Raw genomic sequence first — 20,011 nt, forward strand, 5'->3', positions numbered from 1 at the left:
GCACCCCAGCGGACGCACAGGGCGCCCGTGCCGGCCGGACCGCACCCCGCCGAGGACTTGGCGCTGGCCGCGCCGTTCCAGCGTGCCAAGGCCCGGCTGATCGACGCCGGCCTGGTCTGGGCGGCGGGCTTCGCGGTGCTCTTCCCGATCGTGCTGGGCGCGATCGGCGCGCCGGCCAAGGACGACGGGTCGTCCGGCTGGTCGACCCCGGTGCTCTGGACGACCTTCTTCGTGATGGCCGTCATCCCGTTCCTGTACGAGGCCGTCCAGCTCGCGCTCTGGGGCCGTACCCTGGGCAAGCGGTGGATCGGGCTGCGCGTCGTGCTCGCCGATCCCGCGGGTGATCCGCTGCCCCTCACGACGGCCGTGTGGCGTTCGGCGATCAACAATCTCGGTTACCAGCTCGGCATTTTCTTCTTCCTGCTGCTCGGCGTGAAGGTATGGAAGCCGTTCCTGGTGCTCGACTTCGTCGTTGTCGGCGGGATCCTCATGGCTTACCTGTGGGCCATCTGGGACAGGCCGTTGTTCCAGGCGATCCATGACCGATACGCGGGCACCGTTGTGGTCGACGACCTGGCCGAATAGAGATCTGCATCACAGGCGGCCCCTCGCGTTCCGCGGGGGGCCGTTGCCGTGTCCGGAAGGTCCATGATCGCGCAATTCCCAGGGATTTGGTGCTCTTTGGAGCTGGAATCCAATGCAAGATCCACTTCCACGGCCCTGAATCGAGACTTTCGACACGTCGATTACGGTGCGTTACGGCGCGGCCGTGAAAAACTTCTACGCGCCTCGAATTGTCAACCTCTGACAGTGGGTATATGTTTGTCAACCGAATGACGTTTGCTCTGGCCTAGCACGATGGCTTGGTTCGAGCACCTCACGATTGCGAAAGGCCTGGCCCCATGGCACGGGAAACTATTGTCCGTCTGGTCGACGATCTCGACGGCGGTGCGGCGGACGAGGCCGTGTCGTTCGCCCTTGACGGCGTCGCCTATGAGATCGACCTCTCCACCGAGAACGCCAAGAAGCTGCGTGATTCCCTCGCGCAGTTCGTGGAGCACTCGCGTAAGGCCGGTTCCGTGAAGCGCGCGGGCCGCGGTGTCGGCCGTCCGGCGCGCGGCACCTCCTCCCGTGAGCGCAGCGCGGACATCCGCGCCTGGGCCAAGGGCCAGGGAATCAAGGTCAACGAGCGCGGTCGTATTCCGGCCTCCGTGGTCGAGCAGTACGAGGCCGCGCACTAAGCGGCATCTTCCGGACGGCCCGCTCTCCCGTGCATCGGGAGGGCGGGCCGTTCGCTTGTGGCGTATCCCGATCTGCCATCTCCGCAGGGTTTACGGCCGTCCTATGGGTAGTGGTGAAGCGAGGGTCGTTCGCCTGTGGCGTATCGGGAACATGGCACTCGTTAGCGGTAGTTGGATGAGGATGAACAGGCACGGCCCGGGGAAGGTCTACAGAGGGAGGCCTCCACGGGGCGGGCTAGTATGCGGAAGGAAGGCGTCCGGACATTCCGGTCCCTGACCGACCGCTCTGTGAGGAGCGACGAGATGTTCGAAAGGTTCACCGACCGTGCGCGGCGGGTTGTCGTCCTGGCTCAGGAAGAAGCCAGGATGCTCAACCACAACTACATCGGCACCGAGCACATCCTTCTGGGTCTGATTCACGAGGGTGAGGGTGTCGCCGCCAAGGCCCTTGAGAGCCTGGGGATCAGTCTCGAAGCCGTGCGGCAGCAGGTCGAAGAGATCATTGGTCAGGGCCAGCAGGCGCCGTCCGGGCACATTCCCTTCACGCCGCGCGCCAAGAAGGTCCTTGAGCTGTCGCTGCGCGAAGCGCTTCAGCTCGGCCACAACTACATCGGCACGGAGCACATTCTCCTGGGCTTGATCCGCGAGGGCGAGGGCGTCGCCGCCCAGGTGCTCGTGAAGCTGGGCGCCGACCTCAACCGGGTCCGCCAGCAGGTCATCCAGTTGCTCCACGGCTACCAGGGCGGCAAGGAGGCGACGGCCACCGGCACTTCCACCGAGTCGGCCCCCTCCACCTCCCTCGTTCTCGACCAGTTCGGCCGGAACCTCACCCAGGCCGCGCGCGAGGGCAAGCTCGACCCGGTCATCGGCCGGGACAAGGAGATCGAGCGGGTCATGCAGGTGCTGTCCCGCCGCACCAAGAACAACCCCGTGCTCGTGGGCGAGCCGGGCGTCGGCAAGACCGCCGTCGTCGAGGGGCTGTCCCAGAAGATCGTCAAGGGCGAGGTGCCCGAGACCCTCAAGGACAAGCAGCTCTACACGCTCGACCTGGGCGCGCTGGTCGCCGGTTCGCGTTACCGCGGTGACTTCGAAGAGCGGCTGAAGAAGGTCCTCAAGGAGATCCGCACCCGCGGCGACATCATCCTGTTCATCGACGAGCTCCACACCCTGGTGGGTGCGGGCGCCGCCGAAGGCGCGATCGACGCGGCCTCCATCCTCAAGCCGATGCTGGCGCGAGGCGAGCTGCAGACCATCGGCGCCACCACGCTGGACGAGTACCGCAAGCACCTGGAGAAGGACGCCGCGCTCGAGCGCCGCTTCCAGCCGATCCAGGTCGCCGAGCCGTCGCTCAGCCACACCATCGAGATCCTCAAGGGCCTGCGCGACCGCTACGAGGCCCACCACCGCGTGTCGATCACGGACGGCGCCCTCGTGGCCGCCGCCCAGCTCGCCGACCGCTACATCTCCGACCGCTTCCTGCCGGACAAGGCGATCGACCTGATCGACGAGGCCGGCTCCCGGATGCGCATCCGCCGGATGACCGCGCCGCCGGACCTCCGCGAGTTCGACGAGAAGATCGCCGACGTGCGCCGCGAGAAGGAAAGCGCGATCGACGCGCAGGACTTCGAGAAGGCCGCCGCCCTGCGCGACAAGGAGAAGCAGCTCCTCGCCGCCAAGGCGCAGCGCGAGAAGGAGTGGAAGGCCGGCGACATGGACGTCGTCGCCGAGGTGACCGAGGAGCTGATCGCCGAAGTGCTGGCGACGGCCACCGGCATCCCGGTCTTCAAGCTGACCGAGGAGGAGTCGCAGCGTCTGCTCCGCATGGAGGACGAGCTGCACCGCCGCGTCATCGGCCAGGAGGACGCCATCCGCGCGCTCTCCCAGTCGATCCGCCGCACCCGCGCCGGTCTGAAGGACCCGAAGCGTCCCGGTGGCTCGTTCATCTTCGCCGGCCCGTCCGGTGTCGGTAAGACCGAGCTCTCCAAGACGGTCGCGGAGTTCCTGTTCGGCGACGAGGACGCGCTGATCGCCCTCGACATGTCCGAGTACATGGAGAAGCACACCGTTTCGCGGCTGTTCGGCTCGCCTCCCGGCTACGTCGGGTACGAAGAGGGCGGCCAGCTGACGGAGAAGGTGCGGCGCAAGCCGTTCTCGGTGGTCCTGTTCGACGAGATCGAGAAGGCCCACCCGGACATCTTCAACTCGCTGCTGCAGATCCTGGAAGACGGTCGCCTGACCGACGCCCAGGGCCGGGTCGTCGACTTCAAGAACACCGTCATCATCATGACGACGAACCTCGGCAGCCGTGACATCTCCAAGGGCCTGTCCATCGGTTTCGGCCGGGCGGACGACGCGAAGAGCGACTACGAGCGGATGAAGGGCAAGGTCGGCGAGGAGCTCAAGCAGCACTTCCGCCCCGAGTTCCTCAACCGTGTCGACGACATCGTGGTCTTCCACCAGCTCACCCCGAAGGAGATCATCCAGATCGTCGATCTGATGATCGCCCGGCTGGACGAGCGGCTCCGCGACCGCGACATGGCGATCGAGCTGTCGCAGGCCGCGAAGGACCTGCTGGCGGTGCGCGGCTACGACCCCGTCCTGGGTGCCCGTCCGCTCCGCCGGACGATCCAGCGCGAGATCGAGGACATGCTGTCGGAGAAGATCCTCTACGGCCACATCAAGGCCGGCGAGAAGATCCTCGTGGACGTCGAAGGGGCGGGCGAGACCGCCAAGTTCACCTTCGTCGGCGTCCCGAAGGCCGCTCCGGCCGCTGAGCACGAGGTCGTCGCCGTCGGTTCCGGCGACTCCCCCCTCAACCTCAACAAGGACTAACCCCACCCCTTCCGAAATGCCCGCACCCCCCGGTGCGGGCATTTCCTTTCCCCACGTCCCTCTCCTCGATCGCGCCTCCCTCGATCGCGCCTTTCCTTGATCGTGTCGAGCTGCGGCGTGTCGCCCTTTCGCGGGCCTCAAACGGTCCACTTGCCGCAGCTCGACACGATCAAGCCCCCCATGGGGGAGGAACGCGTGGACGGCCTTGCCCGTGCTTTGCTCGCGCGTGCCTTGATCGTGCGTCCCTTGATCGTGTCGAGCTGCGGCGTGTCGCCCGTTTGCGGGCCTCAAACGGTCCACTTGCCGCAGCTCGACACGATCAAGCCCCCCCATGGGGGAGGAACGCGTGGACGGCCTTGCCCGTGCCTTGATCGCGCGTCCCTTGATCGCGTCGAGCTGCGGCGTGTCGCCCTTTCGCGGGCCTCAAACGGTCCACTTGCCGCAGCTCGACACGATCAAGGGCGCGCGCCCGGGAGGAATGCGTGGACGATCTTGCCCGTCCGTGTCCGCCGCCAGCCCCAAGTCGCGAGGGCGGAGACGAGCAGCAGGCCCCGGCCGTCCTCGTCGTCGTTGCCCGAAGCGCGCGGGACGGGCACGCCTGGCGCTTCGTCGGCCACCTCGATCCGCAGCCCGCCGTCCATCTCCGTGACCGTCACCGTGACGGAGCCGTCCGAGCCGAGCGCGTTCGTCATCAGCTCCGACAGCACTAGCGCCGCCTCGTGGTAGCCGTCCTGGGCTCCCCACCTCTCCAGTACCGTCCGCAGCCACCTGCGCGCTTCCCCGACGGACTCCGGCGCCGCCTTGTACTCCCGCGAGAAGACCCGCCCGCCATCCCCCTGCTGTCCCTGTCGCATGACGCACCAATCGAGTTTCGTGTGGGAATTTCCTCCATCGTCGTGATGCGTGGCTACCTTGGTACAGAGAGTTTTTTCGCGCGCGCCACCCGACGAAAAGGACCTCCATGGGCCGCCCCGCCAACCCCCTGGACCCCAAGGCTTCCCTCGCCTCTCACTACGGCTGGCGCGTGCGGACACTCCGGGAGGAAAGGGGCTGGACTCTCGCCGAGCTCGGCAAGCGCACTGCGATGAGTTTGGACGCCGTCTCCAAACTGGAACTCGGCAAGGCGGTGCCCGCAGACCGCACCGGCGAGCTTTTGGACGCGGTGTTCGGCACCGACGGCTACTTCACCTCTCATGCGTGTTTCGTGAGGAAAGAGCGGAATTTCGACGCTGCGCGGGCCTTCTACGCCGCGGAAGGCGCCGCGGCGCGGATTCATATCTACGAGCCGAAGCTGGTGACGGGGCTCCTGCAGACCGAGGGCTACACGCGCGCACTGGCCGCTTCGGGTTCCTTCGCGGAGGAAGTGGACCAGGTGGTCGAGGCGCGAAGAGGGCGACAGGACGCAGTGTTCAACCGCGCCAAACCACCTCAGATCGTCGCCATTTTCGAGGAAGCGGTTCTACGGAGCGTGCTGGGTGACGCGGCGATGTTCAGGGGGCAGCTCGAATGGCTCCTGGAGATCGGGCGGCGCTGGTACGTCACGATCCAGGTGATCCCGTTCGGGGCCCTGCCTGCCGGAGGCGTGAGGTGCACTTGCAGCCTCCTCTTCGACGAAGGCGGAGGCGCATCCGTCTATGCCGAGGGCGTTTCTTCCGGACTGGGCCAGTTCTACACAGACGACACGGTCGGCGGCATAGCGCAGGCGTTCGACCGCACCCGTGCCGCGGCGCTTTCCGCGCCGGATTCCGCAGCACTGATCAAAGAAGCCCTGGGTTCCCTATGACGGCATTCACGAACGCACGCTGGCGCAAGAGCAGTTTCAGCGTCGGTGACGTTGATCAGTGCGTCGAGCTGGCGTCAGCACTCGGTCTGATCGGCGTTCGCGACAGCAAGAGCCCCCCGTCCGATGCTGTTCTGGTGTTCGGGCGACGCGAGTTCGTTCGCTTCGCCGCACGTATCAAGCGCTCCTGATTTGTCTTTGGTGCCGTGGTGAGCGGCTGGTGAGGAGGTCGGACAGGTTATGGCGGAGTTCTCGGGTGAGGGCTGGCGGAAGAGCAGTTACAGCGATGACGGGATCGGGAGTGCGTGCGTCGAGGTGGCGGTGGGGTCCGGTCGGGTCGGTGTTCGGGACAGCAAGCGGCCTGAGGGTGGGCCTGTCCTGGTGTTCGGGCGGCGGGAGTTCGCCCGGTTCGCGGGAGGCGTCAAGCGGTCCTGAGCCTGGTCCGTCGCGAGGTTGAGCGGTGGGATTGGTGGGATTGATGATCTTTTGGGGGGTTGGGGGCGTAGGGTGCGGGTGTTGGGATGAGACGTGGGGTTAGGGGTTGGGATGGGTGAGGTCGGGCCGCAGGGCGTGGACGTCAGCAAGCCGAGTGTGGCGCGGATTTATGACTATGCGCTCGGTGGGAAGGACAACTTCGCGATCGATCGGGCGGTGAGCGATCAGGTCGAGAAGTCGATGCCGGAGTCGAGCGGGGTCGCCGTGCTGAACCGGGCGATGCTGCGGCGGGCCGTCCGGTATCTGGCCGGAGAGCTGGGGATCCGGCAGTTCCTCGACCTCGGCTCGGGGCTGCCGGCCCGCGACAACACCCACCAGGTGGCGCAGCGCGAGATCGCCGACGCCCGCGTCGTGTACGTCGACAACGATCCGATCGTCCTCGCGCACGGACGGGCGCTGCTGGCCGCCGACGACCGGACCGCCGTGATCACCTCCGATCTGCGGGACGTCGACGCCGTCCTCAACCACCCCGACACCCAGCGGCTGATCGATTTCGACCAGCCCGTCGCGGTCATGATGGTGGGGATCCTGCACCACTTCTCCGACGAGGAGAAGCCCGCCGAGATCGCCGCCCGCTACCTGGACGCCGTGCCGTCCGGCAGCCACCTGTTCATCACCCACTTCCACCGCGGGACGCCCGAAGCGGCCGTGCTGGAGGAGAAGTTCGTCGCGGCGATCGGCAGCGGCTGGTTCAGGACCACCGAGCAGGTCGAGTCGTACTTCGGCGCGACCGAGCTGATCGAGCCGGGTGTGGTGCCCGTCAGCACATGGCGTCCCGACCCCGGGTACGACCGTGAGCTGTGGCCGGACATCCCCGTCCAGCTCCGCGACTCCGCGCAGGACCTCAGCGGGATCGAGCGGCTGATCGTCGGCGGTGTCGCCCGCAAGCCGTAGACCGGGCGGGACATACCCGGGACTCCCGCCTCAGGGCGGGGGGACAGCCGGGCTGGGAGCGTCGTGCTCGTCGGGGGATTCCGGACGAGAGGGAGCACGATGCGCAGGGCTGTGGTGGTCGCGGGGGTCGCGGCGCTCGGACTGGTGCCGGGCATGGCGGCGGAGGCCGCGCCCAGAACCCAGGTGATCGCGAAGGGGCTGGACAATCCGCGGGGGATCTTCGTCGGCCCGGACGGGACGGTCTACGTCGCCGAAGGCGGCAATGCCGGGAAGAAATGCGTCGGCAAAGGCCAGGAGAGGGTGTGCGTCGGCCACACCGGGGCCGTCGTCGCGATCAAGAACGGTAAGAAGAAGCGGATCATGACGGGGTTCCCGTCGACGGGGATTCCGGGCGGGAGCGCGGGCGGCCCGCAGGACCTGGCGTTCGACCGGAACGGCCGGCTCGTCATGATCCTCTCGGGAATGTCGGCGTCCGGCAGGAAGGCGCTCGGGCCGGGCGCGCGCAAGCTCAGCACGCTGGTCTCGCTGCCGTCCCGCAAGGTCCGCGCCGATTTCGCGAAGTTCGAGGCGAAGTACAACCCGGACAAGACGCCCGTCGCGCTGGACGGGACCAACAGCAACCCGCAGTCGCTGGTCGTCGAGAAGGACGGCAGCGTGGTCGTCGCCGACGGCGGCGCGAACGACCTGCTCAAGGTCGCCAAGAACGGCAGGATCAAGCTGCTGGCGCTGTTCCCGCCCCGCTGCGCGACGCTGCCGCCGGGCATCCCCGAGGACCAGGCGCCGCCGCCCGGCAAGTGTAAGAAGGGCCAGGTGCCCGCCGAGTCGGTGCCGACCTCGGTGGTGAAGGGCCCGGACGGCGCGTACTACGTCGGCGAGCTGACCGGTTTCCCGTTCGTGAAGGGCTCCGCGCGGATCTGGCGGGTCACCAGGGACGGCCGGAAGAAGGTCGTCGCGGACGGCTTCACCAACATCATCGACCTGGCCTTCGACGCCAGGGGGCGGCTCCTGGTCCTGGAGTTCAGCCACCAGGGCCTGGTCAGCGGCAGCAGCCGGGGCGCGCTGATCGCCGTCAAGGGCGGCAAGCGCACCACGCTGCTGACCAAGGGCCTGACCGGCCCGACGGGGCTGGCCGTCAGCGGCCGTCACGCCTACATCGTCAACGCGGGCGTGCCGGGTGAGGGCGGCGGGAAACCGCACCGCGGCCAGGTGCTGAAGTTCCGTCTCTGATGAGCCGGCGGCCTCGCCGGCGCGGGCGGGGCCGCCTTTTCGGTCGGTCTAGTTCAGGGCCAGCAGGGTGACGATCGTGATGATCACGGCCAGGTCCGTCACGGCGAAGATCCCCCAGGACCAGGCGACGAGCTTCCTGGCCTTGGGGAGATCGGTCCGCACGCGTTCCATGCCCATGTTGGACAGGACGATCGCGAGGATGCCGAGCGGAAAGGCGGTGAAGACGGCGAGCGTCCCCAGGATGAAGGCGGCGATGACGGATGTGCGTGTCATGTCGCCTTGGGCGTCGAGTCCTAGGGGGAGTTTGGCGGCAACGTCCATCGGACACCTCGGGGGTGGGAAGTCCATCGGTGCCCGCACGCTACGCCCCCGCGCTCCATGAGACAAGGGTCTCACATGATCTATGTCACCATCCTGCCATCAGCCGCTGCCGATGGAGTCGTTGTCGGGGGCGTCGGTGGAGACCTTGCCCGTGCTCTGGGGATCGGGGACGGGGATCTGGGCGCTGTCGAAGCAGGCGACGGCCTTGGCGTCAGTGATCTTGAAGGGGGCCTTCTTGAAGCCGTCGGCCAGGTCGGTGCGGAAGGAGCCGGCGGTGTAGGTCGCCGGGACGAGGCCCGCCTCGGCCAGACATTTCACGGCGATCGCGCCCGGATCGGACGCGGCGTCGTTCGCGCCGTTGCCGGCCGTCGCGGAGACGGGCGGCGGCACGGCGGCCGGGGGCTCGTCGTCGCCGCATCCGGCCAGGCTCAACGGCAGCGCCAGAGCGAGGATGGCGATGGTCAGACGCATGGGTCTCTCCTCAGTTGCGATCTTTGAAGTAGCGGAACAGGTGCTTTTCCCGGACGGTCGTCGCGGCGGCCGCCGCACCGGCCACGGCCGTGAAGACGGCCGCCAGGGGCCCGCGCAGGTCGATGAGGAACAGGTCGAGGGCATCGGCGGGGTTGCCCAGGGACGTCGCGAAGACCAGCGCGCAGCCGCCGAGGAACGCGCCCGCGACCGCCCAGACGGCCGTCTCCAGCAGGGTCATCGCGAGGATCGCGTGCTTCGGCATCCCGATGTGGAGCGCCCCCGCCAGTTCGAGGCGGCGGCGTCGCACCGCGCCGAACCCGAGGACGAAGCCGACGATCGCGCAGGCGGGCAGCGCCAGCCGGGAAGGCCGGGCCGCGAACTCGGCGGCCCCGTCGAACGCGGTGCCGAGACTCGGATTGAGCTGCCCCTGATTGACCGGTTCGCCGGACTCGTCGGAGCCGTCGACCTTGACGGCGGCGTAGAGGAGCCCCTCGGCCGACGGCGAGCTCGGCCAGACGTCGGCCCAGCACTCGTCGAACGTGCCGGTGACGGGCTGGGGCAGGAGCACGGCGTAGGCGAGCCGGCTGTCGCGGCCGTCGTCGGGGTAGCGGTAGGTGCCCGCGACGGTCAGCGTGCCCGCCGTGGTGACGAGCTGCCCGCCCGCCTTCACCTTGAGGGTCGCGGCGAGCTGTTCGGGCAGCCAGACCCCGGGCCGTGCGGAGTCCCCGGACGCCAGCAGCGCGACGAATCCGGGCGTCACCGCGTAGGCGGGGATCGCGTTGGCGACCATGGCCCGCAGCACCACCGGATCGGCGGGACGCAGCGCGCCGGACGCCCGGATCCCGGCGATCCTGGACAGCGCCTCGCAGTACACAGCGTCGGTCTGCTTCTTCGCCACCAGCGCCTGCACCGACGCGCCGGACGCCGCGAACGCGTCGGCCCGTTTCTGCAGGTCGATGACGGACCGGGCGTCCGTGCAGGCGAGCGCGCCGACCACGAACGCGAGCGCCAGACCGAACAGGACGGCTCCGCTCGTCCCGGCCAGGGTGTTCCGCCACGCTTCGGAGACGATCGCGCGGATCCTCACGCCGCCGCCAGATCGAGGACGGTCGTGCACGCCGCCCGGGTGTCGGGATCATGGGTGGCGACGACCACGACGGTGCCGTCCTGGGCGATCGAGCCGAGGGTCTCGTTGACGGAGTGGGCGGTGCGCAGGTCGAGCTGGGCGGTCGGCTCGTCGACCAGCAGCAGATCGGGCGCCGAGCAGACGGCGCGCGCCAGCATCAGCCGCTGCGCCTCCCCGCCGGACAGCGCGCGGAACGGCCGGTCGGCGACGGGTTCGAGCCGGAACAGCGCCATCACCTCCCGCGCCCGTTCGGTGGCGGCGGGCCTGGTCGCGCCTTTGGCGAGCAGCGGCAGGACCACATGGTCGAGCGCCGATCGGCCCGGCACGCCGTAGGGGTTCTGGAACACCCAGCCCGTCCTGGTGATCCCGAGAAGTTCGAGCGTGCCGGAGCGCGGCGCCACCCAGCCGGCGAGGATCGACAGCAGGGTCGACTTCCCGGAGCCGGACGGCCCGCACAGCCCCGTCACCTCGCCGGGACGCAGCTCGAAGGTCAGATCGGTGAACAGATCGGCGGTGCCGGGGAAGCTGTGCGCGAGCCCGGCCGCGCGGACGAGTTTCTCAGCCATCGCACGTCTCCGCCGTCAGCGCGGGACCCAGATCGACGGCCGCGGGCGGCGCGCCCTTCAGCGTGACCAGGCTGGTGCCCAGTTTCGACCCGACGATCTGGACGGGGATCCGCCGGCCGCCGCTCTGGACGCAGCCCTTGTTCCCGTCGATGCCGAACACCGCCGACGGCGGGATCTTCACGGCCGTCACGGCCCTGGCCAGCGTGTAGGTGCCCGACAGTTCCTCGTCGGCCGACTTCACGTCGCGGAACTCCCGGCTCGCCGAGATCTTCGCGAGGAAGGTCCTGCTGGTCACGGTGCCGTCCGCGGCGACCGGCCCGGCGATCCCGAACACGCGCAGCGTGCGGCGGCCCGGCGCGGGATAGCTCGGCAGCGGCCTGATCCGGAGCCCGGACAGCCGCTTGGGGATGGTCGCGATCTCGGTTCCGGCGTTGACCTGGCCGCCGAGGACCAGCGAGCACTTGTCGGGCGTGACGCGGGGCGCGGGCAGCCAGAGCACCTGCGCGAGCTTCAGCGACCCGTCCGCCTTGGGGTCGCCGGACTCCTTGAACAGCGCTTTGACGGCGGCCCTGGTCGCGGTGCCGAACACGCCGTCGAGGCCGGTGGAGTGGCCGAGTCGGCGCAGCTCGTACTGGAGCCCGAGCACGTCCCGGCCTCTGTCGCGGGAGGTCAGATCGCGGTAGAGCGGGACGGTCGTGGCCAGCGCCACCAGCGGCGCCTCGTTGATCCGGGCGACCACCGAGCCCGATCTGATCGGCCGTCGGGGAGCGCACTTCGTCGAGGTGACGCGGCCGCGTGCGGTGACCGTCAGCGGTGACGGCGGCGCGACGCTCATCGCCAGTTTCACCGACCGTTCGTCGCTGAACTTCTCCGTGGTCACCGGCGCGGACTCCGCCTCCGCCGCCTGCGGCAGCCCGTCCGGCGGATCCGAACCCCGCACCAGGAACCCGCCGACCGCCCCGGCCCCCAGCATCACGATCGCGGCGAGCGCCGCCGTTCCCCGCACGTCAGTTTCCCGGGCCGGAGCCGGGCTTGGCATCGTCGCCTTCGGGCTTGCCGCCGCCCATGGCGTAGCCGCCCTTCTCCAGGCAGGCGCGCGCCTTCGGATCCGTGGTGTCGAAGGGCGTGTCCACCATGCCGGCCCTGGCGTCCTTGTCGAACTGCTCGGCTGTGTAGGCGCCGGTGACCAGACCCTCCTTCAGCAGACAGGAGACGACCAGTTCCCGCTGGTCGGCGATGCCCTCGGGGTTGTCGACCTGGGTGCGGTACAGCGCCTCCAGCCGCATCAGCCCGGTGCTGTCGGCGCAGCCTCCGGTGGTCTTCGCCCAGGCGTCGACCGCGGACTTCTCCGTCATGAGCGCCGGGGTGACCTTGTAGATACCGTTGGCCTGCTTGGCGTAGGTGTCCTTGATCCCGGCGTCCTGCGCGCACTGCCGGTACTTGGCGAAGGCGTCCTCGTAGTCGGACGGCTGGAGCTTCCCGTCCTTGATCGCCCGATCCCAGACCGCGCGTTCGGTGTCGGAGGTCGCGCGGTCCCTGGCCTTCTTGAACTCGGCGACCAGCGAGATCCGGCCGCCCTTCTTGGCCGGCTCGGGCTCCGGGTCGCCCGACGAGCAGCCGGTCACGAGGAGCCCGCTGATCGTGATCGCGGTGAGAGCCCTGAGCCACATGGTCATTTCCCGTTCGTCGTCAGGCTTCCGATCATCGGAGCCGGGGGATTAATTCAGCATCAATATGGGCGCGATAAAGAGACGGGTCGGGGACGCGCCGATGGGCACGGCCCGAAAACGGACCGTGCCCACACCGGAATGCGGCGAGAAATTACGCGAAGTAGTTCGTCGCCTGCCACGAGGTGTTGTAGCCGATGTCGACCCGCGCCCACGAGGAGCCCGTGTACCAGCCGGAGCTGATCGAGGTGCCGCCGTGGCGGGCGTAGGAGTTGCTGATCCACGAGCAGTCGTTGGTCTCGGCGTAGGCGTAGGCGCCGTACTCCGCCCCGCCCTGCAGGTAGGAGTACTTGCAGGACGCCTCGGCCGGGGCCGAGGTGAGGGCGATGGCGCCGGAGGTGGTGGCCGCCCCGATGAGCAGGGCGACACCGGTCTTGCGGAGCCTGGAGGTCATGCGGGCCATGAGGTTCCCCTTCCGTGGATTCCTGACGATGGGAACTCTAGGAAGGAGGCCGCATAGAGCCTGCATAAACGCTGTATAGCCGGAAGGTCGTGCTGGAGGATCGCCAGATGGAGGGCCGCGAGTTCCGGCCCCGGATAGACGCCGAGTTCGTCGTCGAGACGGGTGCAGAGTTCCGAGTGGACCCGGAGCGCGCCCACCTGGTCGCCCGACAGGTACAGCGAGCGCATCAGCAGTGCGTGCGCCCGTTCACGCAATGGATGAATACGCGCCACCTCACGGGCCTCATGCAGGACATGGTGGGCTGGTAGAAGGCGCAGACGCAATTCGATGAGATCCTCCCTGACGGTCAGCCGGGTCTCGTTCAGCGCCTCGAACTCCGAGCTGAGCAGGGACGATCCCGTCACGTCCTGCCCGGCGGGGCCCCGCCACAGATCGAGCGCACGCTCGAAGTGGAAGGCGGCCTCGGTCTCCGTCGAGGCGGTCCGCCCGGCTTCGGTCTCTCTGTGGAAAAGCGCGAAGTCGACCTCGTCTCTTTCCGCTCTGAAGGAATACGCGACCTTTTGAGAGGTGGAATCGGACGTTTCCAGCCGGGCCCCCAGGTCCGGATCATGGTCGCCGAGCGCTATGCGCAGCCGAGAGACGTGCTGGCGAATGTTCTGCAGATAGGACTTGGGCGCTACCTCCCAGATCATTGAAGCGATGTACTCCTGCGAGAGCGCGGTTCCTCGGGCCAGGAGCAGCACGGACAGAAGGGCGCGAAGACGATTAGGGAACGCCGGTGTGCTTACTTCCCCGTATGTGATCTCCATCGGCCCTAGCAGGCGAAAGATGGGCACATCAGGAAACCGTAAACGCTCCCCGGGGAATATGGCTCGGGAAAAGAGTTATGGAACGATCCAGAGGGGGTTGTCGTGCTGACCGAAAATGGCCAGGATGCGTCGCTTATTGACAAATACCGAAGGTCGTTCAGTGGGGGAGTGCGTAGCGGCCGTCATCGAGGGGGTCCACGAGGCCGTCGGCGATGAGGCCGTCCAGGGCCCGCTCACGCTGGACGGCGTCCGACCAGACGATGTCGAGCGCGGGCTTGTCGACGGGGCCGCGGCTGTCGCGCAGGACGGCCAGAAGACGGCCCCGGCACTGCCGGTCCGTGCCCGCGTAGCTCTGGCCCTTGCGGGGCGGGCCGTCGTAGGCGGGCTTGCCGTCGAGGTACCAGCGGCAGTCGGAGATCACCGGGCAGTCGGCGCAGCGCGGCGAACGCGCCGTGCAGATCAGCGCGCCCAGCTCCATCACCGCGACGGCCCAGGTCGCGGCCGTCTCGGGTGACTCCGGCAGCAGCGATTCGGCCAGCCGCACCTCGGCGACGGTCTGCGCCTTCGGCGGGTACTCCTCGCCGTTCTTCAGCCGCGCCAGCACCCGCCGGACGTTCGTGTCGAGGACGGCGTGCCGCTGCCGGAACGCGAAACTCGCCACCGCGGCCGCCGTGTACGCCCCGATTCCGGGGAGTTCGAGCAGCTCCGCGTGGGAGGTCGGCACCCGGCCGTCATGCCGCTCGGTGATCGCCACCGCGCAGGCGTGCAGCCGCAGCGCACGGCGCGGATACCCGAGCCGCCCCCACGCCCGCACCGCCTCACCGGACGGTTCCTTCGCCAGAGCGGCCGCGGTCGGCCAGCGCTCCATCCACTCCCGCCAGACCGGGAGGACCCGGACGACCGGGGTCTGCTGCAGCATGATCTCGCTGACCAGGATCGACCAGGGAGACGCTTCGGGGGTACGCCACGGCAGGTCACGCTGATGTTCGGCATACCAGTCGAGGATGGGTCGGATCGGCACACGTCCAGGGTAGGGGCCCGCGTGTCTGCCCGCTCCAGCGAGATCCAAAACGCATACTGTGCGCATGGATTCGGGCACGGTTGGTTACGAGGACGAGGACTTCGACGACACCTACTGGCGGCGGCGGGCGATCGCGCTGGGCGCGGCGCTGCTGGCCGTCGGCGGGGTCGTCTACGCGTGCAGCGGCGGCGACGACAAGACCCCGATCGAGAACGCGGCGGTCGTCGCGACGTCCACCGCGTCCGCGACGCCCACCCCGACCGCGCTGGCCACGACCTTCGCCCCGCCCCCTCCGCTGCCCACGGTCACCGCGACCGTCACCCAGCAGGTGACGGTCCCCGCGCCGCGACGTCCCGGCGACGCGTGTGCGCCCGCCGACGTCGTCGCGACGCTCACACCCGTCCGGCCCGAATTCGCGAAGGGCGACGCGCCGCAGTTCCAGCTCACCGTGGTCAACACCGGAAAACTGGACTGCACGTTCGACGCCGGCGGCGCGACCTTCGTCACCAAGGTGCGCTCGGGCTCCGACCGGGTGTGGTCGTCGGCGCACTGCGCGCCCGCCACCTCGATCCAGCTCCTGCGGCGCGGGGTGCCGTTCAGCACGGCCGTCGGCTGGGACCGCAGGCGGTCCGCGCAGGGCTGCCAGGAGCCGCGGGCCAAGGCGCGGCCCGGCACCTACACCGTGCAGACCGAGGGCGGCGGAGTCCGGACTGAGAAGTCCGTTTTCGTGCTGCGCTGAGTGTGTCAGCCGACACGGGTCGGGATGCGCGGCCGGATCGATACTGTCCGCAGCTCATTCGATTCTGTCGGTGGGGGCCGTTAGCTTGGCGGGCATGGCAAGGGCTGTGAAGGCCGCGTTCCGATGCGGCGAGTGCGGATGGCAGACCTCCAAATGGGTGGGGCGCTGCGGTGAGTGTCAGGCGTGGGGCACCGTCGGTGAGGCGGGCGTGGCCGCGCCGGCGCGTACCGTCGCGGCTTCGCCGGTGCAGTCGCCCGCGCGGCCCATCGGCCAGGTCGACGTGCGGTCGTCGCAGACCAAGCCGACCGGGATGGACGAGCTCGACCGCGTCCTCGGCGGCGGGCTGGTGCCGGACGCGGTGCTGCTGGTGTCGGGGGAGCCCGGCGTCGGCAAGTCCACCCTGCTGCTGGAGGTCGCGGCGCTCGCCGCGCAGCGCGGCCGGGTGCTCTATGTGACGGGCGAGGAGTCGGCCGAGCAGGTGCGGCTGCGGGCCGACCGGGTGGGCGCGGTCGCCGACGAGCTGTATCTGGCCGCCGAGACCGAGCTGTCGGTGATCCTCGGCCAGATCGAGGCCGTCGAACCGAAACTGCTGATCGTCGACTCGATCCAGACCGTCGCCTCCGCCGAGGCCGACGGGGCGCCCGGCGGGATCACCCAGATCCGCGAGGTGACGGCCAACCTGATCCGGGTGGCGAAGGAGAAGGGGATCACGACCGTCCTGGTGGGCCATGTCACCAAGGAGGGCGCGATCGCCGGGCCGCGGCTGCTCGAGCACCTCGTCGACGTGGTGCTGTACTTCGAGGGCGATCGGCACAGCAGGCTGCGGATGATCCGCGCCGTGAAGAACCGGTACGGGCCGACCGACGAACTGGGCTGCTTCGACCTGTCCGAGGTCGGGATCGTCGGGCTCGCCGACCCGTCCGGGCTGTTCTTGACCCGGCGCGAGGAGCCCGTCCCCGGCACCTGTGTGACGGTCACGCTGGAGGGGCGGCGGCCGCTGGTCGCCGAGGTGCAGGCGCTGGTGGCGCAGTCGTTCCTGCCGTCGCCGCGGCGGGCGACCTCCGGGCTCGATTCAGCGCGCGTGGCGATGGTGCTGGCGGTGCTCCAGCAGCGTGCCGGAGTGAAGATGCACGAACGCGACGTGTACGTGTCGACCGTCGGCGGGGTGCGGCTCACCGAGACCTCCGTCGACCTGGCGGTGGCGCTGGCCGTCGCCGGATCGAACCTGGAGCAGTCGCTGTCGCCGACCCTCATCGCGGTCGGCGAGGTCGGGCTGGCGGGGGAGGTGCGGGCCGTGCCGGGCGCGCAGCGGCGGCTCAGCGAGGCCGCACGGCTCGGGTTCCGCAGCGCCGTCGTGCCGCGCGGTGCGCTGGAGCTGGGCAAGAGCGGGCCGCTCAAGAAGCTCGGGGCGGTCGAGTTCGAAGGAATGAAGGTCATCGAAGTGGACACATTGGAGGAAGCGTCCCGTGTCGCCTTCGTCGCTCCCTGACGGGAACGGCCGTCGCACGGGAACTGCGGGCGCGCGCGGAGCGTCCGAACGAGGAAGGAGATGGGCTCGGTAAGCTGGGGGCGCCTGAATTTGAGGTTCCGGGGCGCTTTCGTTTGTTCGGGGAGTGCTTGTAGTCAACACCGGCGACCTGCGGGGGTCATGTGCCAGCACAGGAGAAAACCGTCGATGAGCGACGCCGCGCCACCCTGGCAGCGGTGGCGCCGGGCACCCATCTGCGCGACGGTCTGGAACGCATTCTGCGAGGCCACACCGGCGGGCTGATCGTCCTCGGCTATGACGCGACCGTCGAGGAGCTCTGCAGCGGCGGGTTCGAACTCGACGTCGAGTTCTCGGCCACCCGGCTGCGGGAGCTCGCCAAGATGGACGGCGCGATCGTCCTCGACGGCAACGCCACCAAGATCCTCCGGGCGGCGGTGCACCTCGTGCCCGATCCGGGGATCCCCACCGAGGAGTCCGGCACCCGGCATCGGACGGCCGAACGGGTCGCCAAGCAGACGGGCTACCCGGTCATCTCGGTCAGCCAGTCGATGCGGATCATCGCGCTGTACGTGGACGGCCGGTACGTCCTCGAGGACTCGGCGGCCATACTGTCCAAGGCCAACCAGGCGCTCGCCACGCTGGAGCGGTACAAGCTCCGGCTGGACGAGGTGTCGGGCACGCTCTCGGCGCTCGAGATCGAGGATCTGGTGACGGTCCGCGATGTCACGGCCGTCGTCCAGCGGCTCGAGATGGTCCGGCGGATCGCCGACGAGATCGACGGGTACGTGGTCGAGCTGGGCACCGACGGGCGGCTGCTGTCGCTGCAGCTCGACGAGCTGGTGTCGGGGGTCGAGGAGGAGCGCGAGCTGATCGTCCGCGACTACCAGGCGGGCGAGCGTCCCGCCGAGTCGGTGCTCGCGGCGCTGGACGAGCTCACCGCGACCGGCCTGCTCGATCTGGGCGCCGTCGCCCGCACCATGGACTTCAGCGGCGCCGACTCCCTCGACCTGCCCGTCAGCCCGAAGGGCTACCGCCTCCTGGCGAAGGTCCCGCGCCTGCCGGGCCTGGTCGTCGACCGCCTCGTCGACCACTTCGGCGGCCTGCAGAAACTCCTCGCCGCCTCCATCGACGACCTCCAGGCCGTAGGCGGCGTCGGCGAATCCCGAGCCCGCTCCGTCCGCGAGGGCCTCTCCCGCCTAGCCGAATCCAGCATCCTCGAACGCTACGTCTAACCCACCCCACCCGAGCCCCGAGAAGGTCAGGGGGGCAGGGGGAGGTTGGGGAGGGGGCCGAAGGGGCCGGCGGAGAGGGTGGCGGTCGTCGTGGTGCGGGGTGGGGCGGTCAGGTAGAGGTAGGTGAGGACCGGGAGGTTCGGTTGGCTGCCGCCGGTGGTGCCGTCCAGGCAGCGTGGGGTGGATCCGGTGGCGGGCGAGGTGGGGGCGATGCGGGCCGTCAGGTAGGTGGTGGCGGTCGCCGGGTCGTGGAGGGTGAAGTCGTTGTAGTTGCCGAGGCAGGACCAGCGGGTGGTGCTGAAACGGCTGAAGGCCAAGGCCGAAGCGGACAGTTTCTTGTCGCGGGTGAACTCCAGCGGCAGGACCAGGAACGCGCCGTCGCGGAACGGCGCGGCGACCCGCAGCCGGTAGCCGACGCCCTCGACCGTCGCGGTGCGCTCGGCGACGAACTCGGGATCGGGATGCGGGGTGGCCGCGGGGCCGTCCGGGCCCGCGACGGGACGGGCCGTGCCGGGCGCGGCCGTCGCAGAGGTCGTGGTCGTGGTCTGTTTGAGCCGGTAGGAGATCTCGACGCGACGGTTGCGGGCACGAGCCTGGGCGTCGCCCGCGCCGCCCTCCTTCGCGATCGGGTGGGCCTCGCCCACCCCGGACGGCGCATAGCGGTAGCCGGTGCCGAGCCGGCGCGCCAGCTCCCGGTGGATGGTCGCGGCGCGGCGCCGGGACAACGCCAGGTTGTAGGCGTCGGCGCCGTGGGAGTCGGTGTGCCCGACGATCCGGATCGGCGGCTTCGCCGGATCGGCCTTGGCGCGGGTCTCCTGCGCGACCTGGTCGAGGATCGCGGCGGCCTTCGCGGTCAGGGTGGCCTTGTCGAAGGCGAACAGGACGTCGGTGCGCAGCCCGATCCGCTCCTCGGTCGAGCTCGACGACGTCTCCCGCTCAGGCGACTCAGCGATGCCGAACAGGTCGACGGCGCTCCCCGGGAAACCGGGCGGCGGGGTGTCCGCCTCCAGTTCGACGGTGTCGCCGGGCGCGGGCATGCCGGTCGGGCGCGGGACGGCCGCGGCGGGCTCCGTGCCGTCCACGACGGGGACGCCCGCGTACAGCCCGGGGCTGTTCCCGGAGCTGACGACCGTCACCACCGACACCTCCGGCGGGATCGGCGGATAGTAGACGGCCCCCAGATACCGGACGCCCGGCCGGAACTCGCCGTTCTGCCTGCTGCCGAACGTGTCGCCGTGCTCCTGGAGCGGCGGATAGTACTTGCGGCCCACCGGATCGACCAGCCGGAACCCGCCCATCCCGGCGTCCAGCAGCCCGGAGCCGAACAGGAACACCGTGGTGACGGGTTCCGGCTCCAGGCTCAGAAACCCGATCCGCAGCACCGCGTGGTCGGCGTACCGCTCGACCCGCACCATCTCGGTCCTGATCCGGACAGGCCGGTAATCGGACCGGACGTAGAACCCGTCCGAGCCGCCGGCGGCCGCGCCCGGAGTCTCCTGCGGGGTCGCGACCGGGCCCGCCGACGGACCGGAAGGGGTGGCCGTCGGCGGCGGCGGGCCGTCGGAACAGCCGGCCAGGGCAGCGGCGGCGACGAGAACGGCCGCTGTCGAACGCAGTACTCGCACAGGGGGACCTCAC

General features: G+C 69.4%; 22 protein-coding genes. 11 read left to right on the forward strand and 11 right to left on the reverse strand.

Translation table 11 applies throughout. The annotated features are described in order from the left end of the window. From ACYVE7_RS01925 to ACYVE7_RS01935, 3 genes are all read left to right on the forward strand, one after another. Window positions 1–585: RDD family protein (locus ACYVE7_RS01925; RefSeq protein ID WP_460362620.1), on the forward strand; the 585-nt coding region annotated here is incomplete at its 5' end. 317 nt (window positions 586–902) lie between these two features. Beyond that, entirely contained in the window at window positions 903–1,241 is a 339-nt protein-coding gene (locus tag ACYVE7_RS01930; protein ID WP_460362622.1) for a histone-like nucleoid-structuring protein Lsr2, read from the forward strand. A gap of 303 nt (window positions 1,242–1,544) precedes the next feature. Further along, on the forward strand, window positions 1,545–4,073 hold the full coding sequence (locus ACYVE7_RS01935) for an ATP-dependent Clp protease ATP-binding subunit (RefSeq protein ID WP_460362624.1): 2,529 nt from the start codon (window positions 1,545–1,547) through the stop codon (window positions 4,071–4,073). Between the two features lie 455 nt (window positions 4,074–4,528). On the opposite strand, the gene ACYVE7_RS01940 is transcribed toward ACYVE7_RS01935, so the two are convergent. Continuing rightward, window positions 4,529–4,927, reverse strand: a complete 399-nt coding sequence (locus tag ACYVE7_RS01940; RefSeq protein WP_460362625.1) for an ATP-binding protein — start codon at window positions 4,925–4,927, stop codon at window positions 4,529–4,531. Between the two features lie 107 nt (window positions 4,928–5,034). On the opposite strand from ACYVE7_RS01940, the gene ACYVE7_RS01945 reads away from it, so the two are divergent. From ACYVE7_RS01945 to ACYVE7_RS01965, 5 genes are all read left to right on the forward strand, one after another. Then, window positions 5,035–5,856, forward strand: a complete 822-nt coding sequence (locus tag ACYVE7_RS01945; RefSeq protein WP_460362627.1) for a helix-turn-helix domain-containing protein — start codon at window positions 5,035–5,037, stop codon at window positions 5,854–5,856. Next, entirely contained in the window at window positions 5,853–6,044 is a 192-nt protein-coding gene (locus tag ACYVE7_RS01950; RefSeq protein WP_460362629.1) for a DUF397 domain-containing protein, read from the forward strand. Before ACYVE7_RS01945 ends, ACYVE7_RS01950 begins: the two co-directional genes overlap by 4 nt. Before the next feature lie 49 nt (window positions 6,045–6,093). Further along, the gene (locus ACYVE7_RS01955; protein WP_460362631.1) at window positions 6,094–6,288 is read left to right on the forward strand and encodes a DUF397 domain-containing protein; all 195 of its coding nucleotides are present in this window, start codon (window positions 6,094–6,096) and stop codon (window positions 6,286–6,288) included. A 111-nt stretch (window positions 6,289–6,399) separates the two neighbouring features. Then, window positions 6,400–7,242: an SAM-dependent methyltransferase gene (locus ACYVE7_RS01960; RefSeq protein ID WP_460362633.1), complete on the forward strand. Its 843-nt coding sequence runs from the start codon at window positions 6,400–6,402 to the stop codon at window positions 7,240–7,242. Window positions 7,243–7,341: 99 nt separating this feature from the next. Further along, window positions 7,342–8,469, forward strand: a complete 1,128-nt coding sequence (locus tag ACYVE7_RS01965; RefSeq protein ID WP_460362634.1) for a ScyD/ScyE family protein — start codon at window positions 7,342–7,344, stop codon at window positions 8,467–8,469. A 48-nt stretch (window positions 8,470–8,517) separates the two neighbouring features. Here ACYVE7_RS01965 and ACYVE7_RS01970 read toward each other — a convergent pair whose 3' ends face one another. The 9 genes from ACYVE7_RS01970 to ACYVE7_RS02010 all read right to left on the reverse strand — a co-directional run bounded on the left by ACYVE7_RS01970 (window position 8,518) and on the right by ACYVE7_RS02010 (window position 14,913). Then, a complete protein-coding gene (locus tag ACYVE7_RS01970; protein WP_460362636.1) occupies window positions 8,518–8,742 on the reverse strand; it encodes a hypothetical protein in 225 nt (74 codons plus the stop codon). 147 nt (window positions 8,743–8,889) lie between these two features. Then, window positions 8,890–9,261 (reverse strand): hypothetical protein, encoded by a 372-nt coding sequence (locus ACYVE7_RS01975; protein ID WP_460362638.1) that lies wholly within the window; start codon window positions 9,259–9,261, stop codon window positions 8,890–8,892. A gap of 10 nt (window positions 9,262–9,271) precedes the next feature. Beyond that, the gene (locus tag ACYVE7_RS01980; RefSeq protein WP_460362640.1) at window positions 9,272–10,348 is read right to left on the reverse strand and encodes a hypothetical protein; all 1,077 of its coding nucleotides are present in this window, start codon (window positions 10,346–10,348) and stop codon (window positions 9,272–9,274) included. Continuing rightward, window positions 10,345–10,953: an ATP-binding cassette domain-containing protein gene (locus tag ACYVE7_RS01985; RefSeq protein ID WP_460362642.1), complete on the reverse strand. Its 609-nt coding sequence runs from the start codon at window positions 10,951–10,953 to the stop codon at window positions 10,345–10,347. Before ACYVE7_RS01985 ends, ACYVE7_RS01980 begins: the two co-directional genes overlap by 4 nt. Beyond that, window positions 10,946–11,959: a peptidoglycan-binding domain-containing protein gene (locus ACYVE7_RS01990; RefSeq protein WP_460362644.1), complete on the reverse strand. Its 1,014-nt coding sequence runs from the start codon at window positions 11,957–11,959 to the stop codon at window positions 10,946–10,948. The genes ACYVE7_RS01985 and ACYVE7_RS01990 overlap by 8 nt, the downstream gene beginning before the upstream one ends. Before the next feature lies 1 nt (window position 11,960). Further along, on the reverse strand, window positions 11,961–12,623 hold the full coding sequence (locus tag ACYVE7_RS01995) for a hypothetical protein (protein ID WP_460362646.1): 663 nt from the start codon (window positions 12,621–12,623) through the stop codon (window positions 11,961–11,963). A 151-nt stretch (window positions 12,624–12,774) separates the two neighbouring features. Next, on the reverse strand, window positions 12,775–13,083 hold the full coding sequence (locus ACYVE7_RS02000; RefSeq protein WP_460362648.1) for a hypothetical protein: 309 nt from the start codon (window positions 13,081–13,083) through the stop codon (window positions 12,775–12,777). Then, the gene (locus ACYVE7_RS02005; protein WP_460362650.1) at window positions 13,071–13,892 is read right to left on the reverse strand and encodes an AfsR/SARP family transcriptional regulator; all 822 of its coding nucleotides are present in this window, start codon (window positions 13,890–13,892) and stop codon (window positions 13,071–13,073) included. The genes ACYVE7_RS02000 and ACYVE7_RS02005 overlap by 13 nt, the downstream gene beginning before the upstream one ends. A 157-nt stretch (window positions 13,893–14,049) precedes the next feature. Next, window positions 14,050–14,913 carry an HhH-GPD family protein gene (locus ACYVE7_RS02010; RefSeq protein WP_460362652.1) on the reverse strand — a complete coding sequence of 288 codons (864 nt, stop codon included), beginning with the start codon at window positions 14,911–14,913 and terminating at the stop codon, window positions 14,050–14,052. Window positions 14,914–14,977: 64 nt separating this feature from the next. Here ACYVE7_RS02010 and ACYVE7_RS02015 point away from each other — a divergent pair, with 64 nt between their 5' ends. The 3 genes from ACYVE7_RS02015 (at window position 14,978) to disA (ending at window position 18,373) form a co-directional block, all read left to right on the forward strand. Continuing rightward, a complete protein-coding gene (locus ACYVE7_RS02015) occupies window positions 14,978–15,652 on the forward strand; it encodes a hypothetical protein (protein ID WP_460362654.1) in 675 nt (224 codons plus the stop codon). 94 nt (window positions 15,653–15,746) lie between these two features. Further along, window positions 15,747–17,141 carry a DNA repair protein RadA gene (radA, locus tag ACYVE7_RS02020; RefSeq protein WP_460362656.1) on the forward strand — a complete coding sequence of 465 codons (1,395 nt, stop codon included), beginning with the start codon at window positions 15,747–15,749 and terminating at the stop codon, window positions 17,139–17,141. A gap of 161 nt (window positions 17,142–17,302) precedes the next feature. After that, window positions 17,303–18,373, forward strand: coding sequence for a DNA integrity scanning diadenylate cyclase DisA (gene disA / locus ACYVE7_RS02025; protein WP_460362658.1), 1,071 nt, complete (start codon window positions 17,303–17,305; stop codon window positions 18,371–18,373). 26 nt (window positions 18,374–18,399) lie between these two features. On the opposite strand, the gene ACYVE7_RS02030 is transcribed toward disA, so the two are convergent. Continuing rightward, entirely contained in the window at window positions 18,400–19,998 is a 1,599-nt protein-coding gene (locus ACYVE7_RS02030) for an OmpA family protein (protein ID WP_460362660.1), read from the reverse strand. Window positions 19,999–20,011 lie beyond the last annotated feature (13 nt).

The organism is Actinocorallia lasiicapitis (genome assembly GCF_054778695.1).

Excerpts from the sequence above, each read along its gene's own strand:
- ACYVE7_RS02015 (WP_460362654.1), top strand. The coding sequence starts at position 14,978 with ATGGATTCGGGCACGGTTGGTTACGAGGACGAGGACTTCGACGACACC.
- ACYVE7_RS01940 (WP_460362625.1), bottom strand. The coding sequence starts at position 4,927 with ATGCGACAGGGACAGCAGGGGGATGGCGGGCGGGTCTTCTCGCGGGAG.
- ACYVE7_RS01950 (WP_460362629.1), top strand. The coding sequence starts at position 5,853 with ATGACGGCATTCACGAACGCACGCTGGCGCAAGAGCAGTTTCAGCGTC.
- ACYVE7_RS01935 (WP_460362624.1), top strand. The coding sequence starts at position 1,545 with ATGTTCGAAAGGTTCACCGACCGTGCGCGGCGGGTTGTCGTCCTGGCT.
- ACYVE7_RS01975 (WP_460362638.1), bottom strand. The coding sequence starts at position 9,261 with ATGCGTCTGACCATCGCCATCCTCGCTCTGGCGCTGCCGTTGAGCCTG.
- ACYVE7_RS01930 (WP_460362622.1), top strand. The coding sequence starts at position 903 with ATGGCACGGGAAACTATTGTCCGTCTGGTCGACGATCTCGACGGCGGT.
- ACYVE7_RS01970 (WP_460362636.1), bottom strand. The coding sequence starts at position 8,742 with ATGACACGCACATCCGTCATCGCCGCCTTCATCCTGGGGACGCTCGCC.
- ACYVE7_RS01965 (WP_460362634.1), top strand. The coding sequence starts at position 7,342 with ATGCGCAGGGCTGTGGTGGTCGCGGGGGTCGCGGCGCTCGGACTGGTG.
- ACYVE7_RS01955 (WP_460362631.1), top strand. The coding sequence starts at position 6,094 with ATGGCGGAGTTCTCGGGTGAGGGCTGGCGGAAGAGCAGTTACAGCGAT.
- radA (WP_460362656.1), top strand. The coding sequence starts at position 15,747 with ATGGCAAGGGCTGTGAAGGCCGCGTTCCGATGCGGCGAGTGCGGATGG.
- ACYVE7_RS02000 (WP_460362648.1), bottom strand. The coding sequence starts at position 13,083 with ATGGCCCGCATGACCTCCAGGCTCCGCAAGACCGGTGTCGCCCTGCTC.
- ACYVE7_RS01985 (WP_460362642.1), bottom strand. The coding sequence starts at position 10,953 with ATGGCTGAGAAACTCGTCCGCGCGGCCGGGCTCGCGCACAGCTTCCCC.
- ACYVE7_RS01995 (WP_460362646.1), bottom strand. The coding sequence starts at position 12,623 with ATGTGGCTCAGGGCTCTCACCGCGATCACGATCAGCGGGCTCCTCGTG.
- ACYVE7_RS01945 (WP_460362627.1), top strand. The coding sequence starts at position 5,035 with ATGGGCCGCCCCGCCAACCCCCTGGACCCCAAGGCTTCCCTCGCCTCT.
- ACYVE7_RS02005 (WP_460362650.1), bottom strand. The coding sequence starts at position 13,892 with ATGGAGATCACATACGGGGAAGTAAGCACACCGGCGTTCCCTAATCGT.
- ACYVE7_RS01960 (WP_460362633.1), top strand. The coding sequence starts at position 6,400 with ATGGGTGAGGTCGGGCCGCAGGGCGTGGACGTCAGCAAGCCGAGTGTG.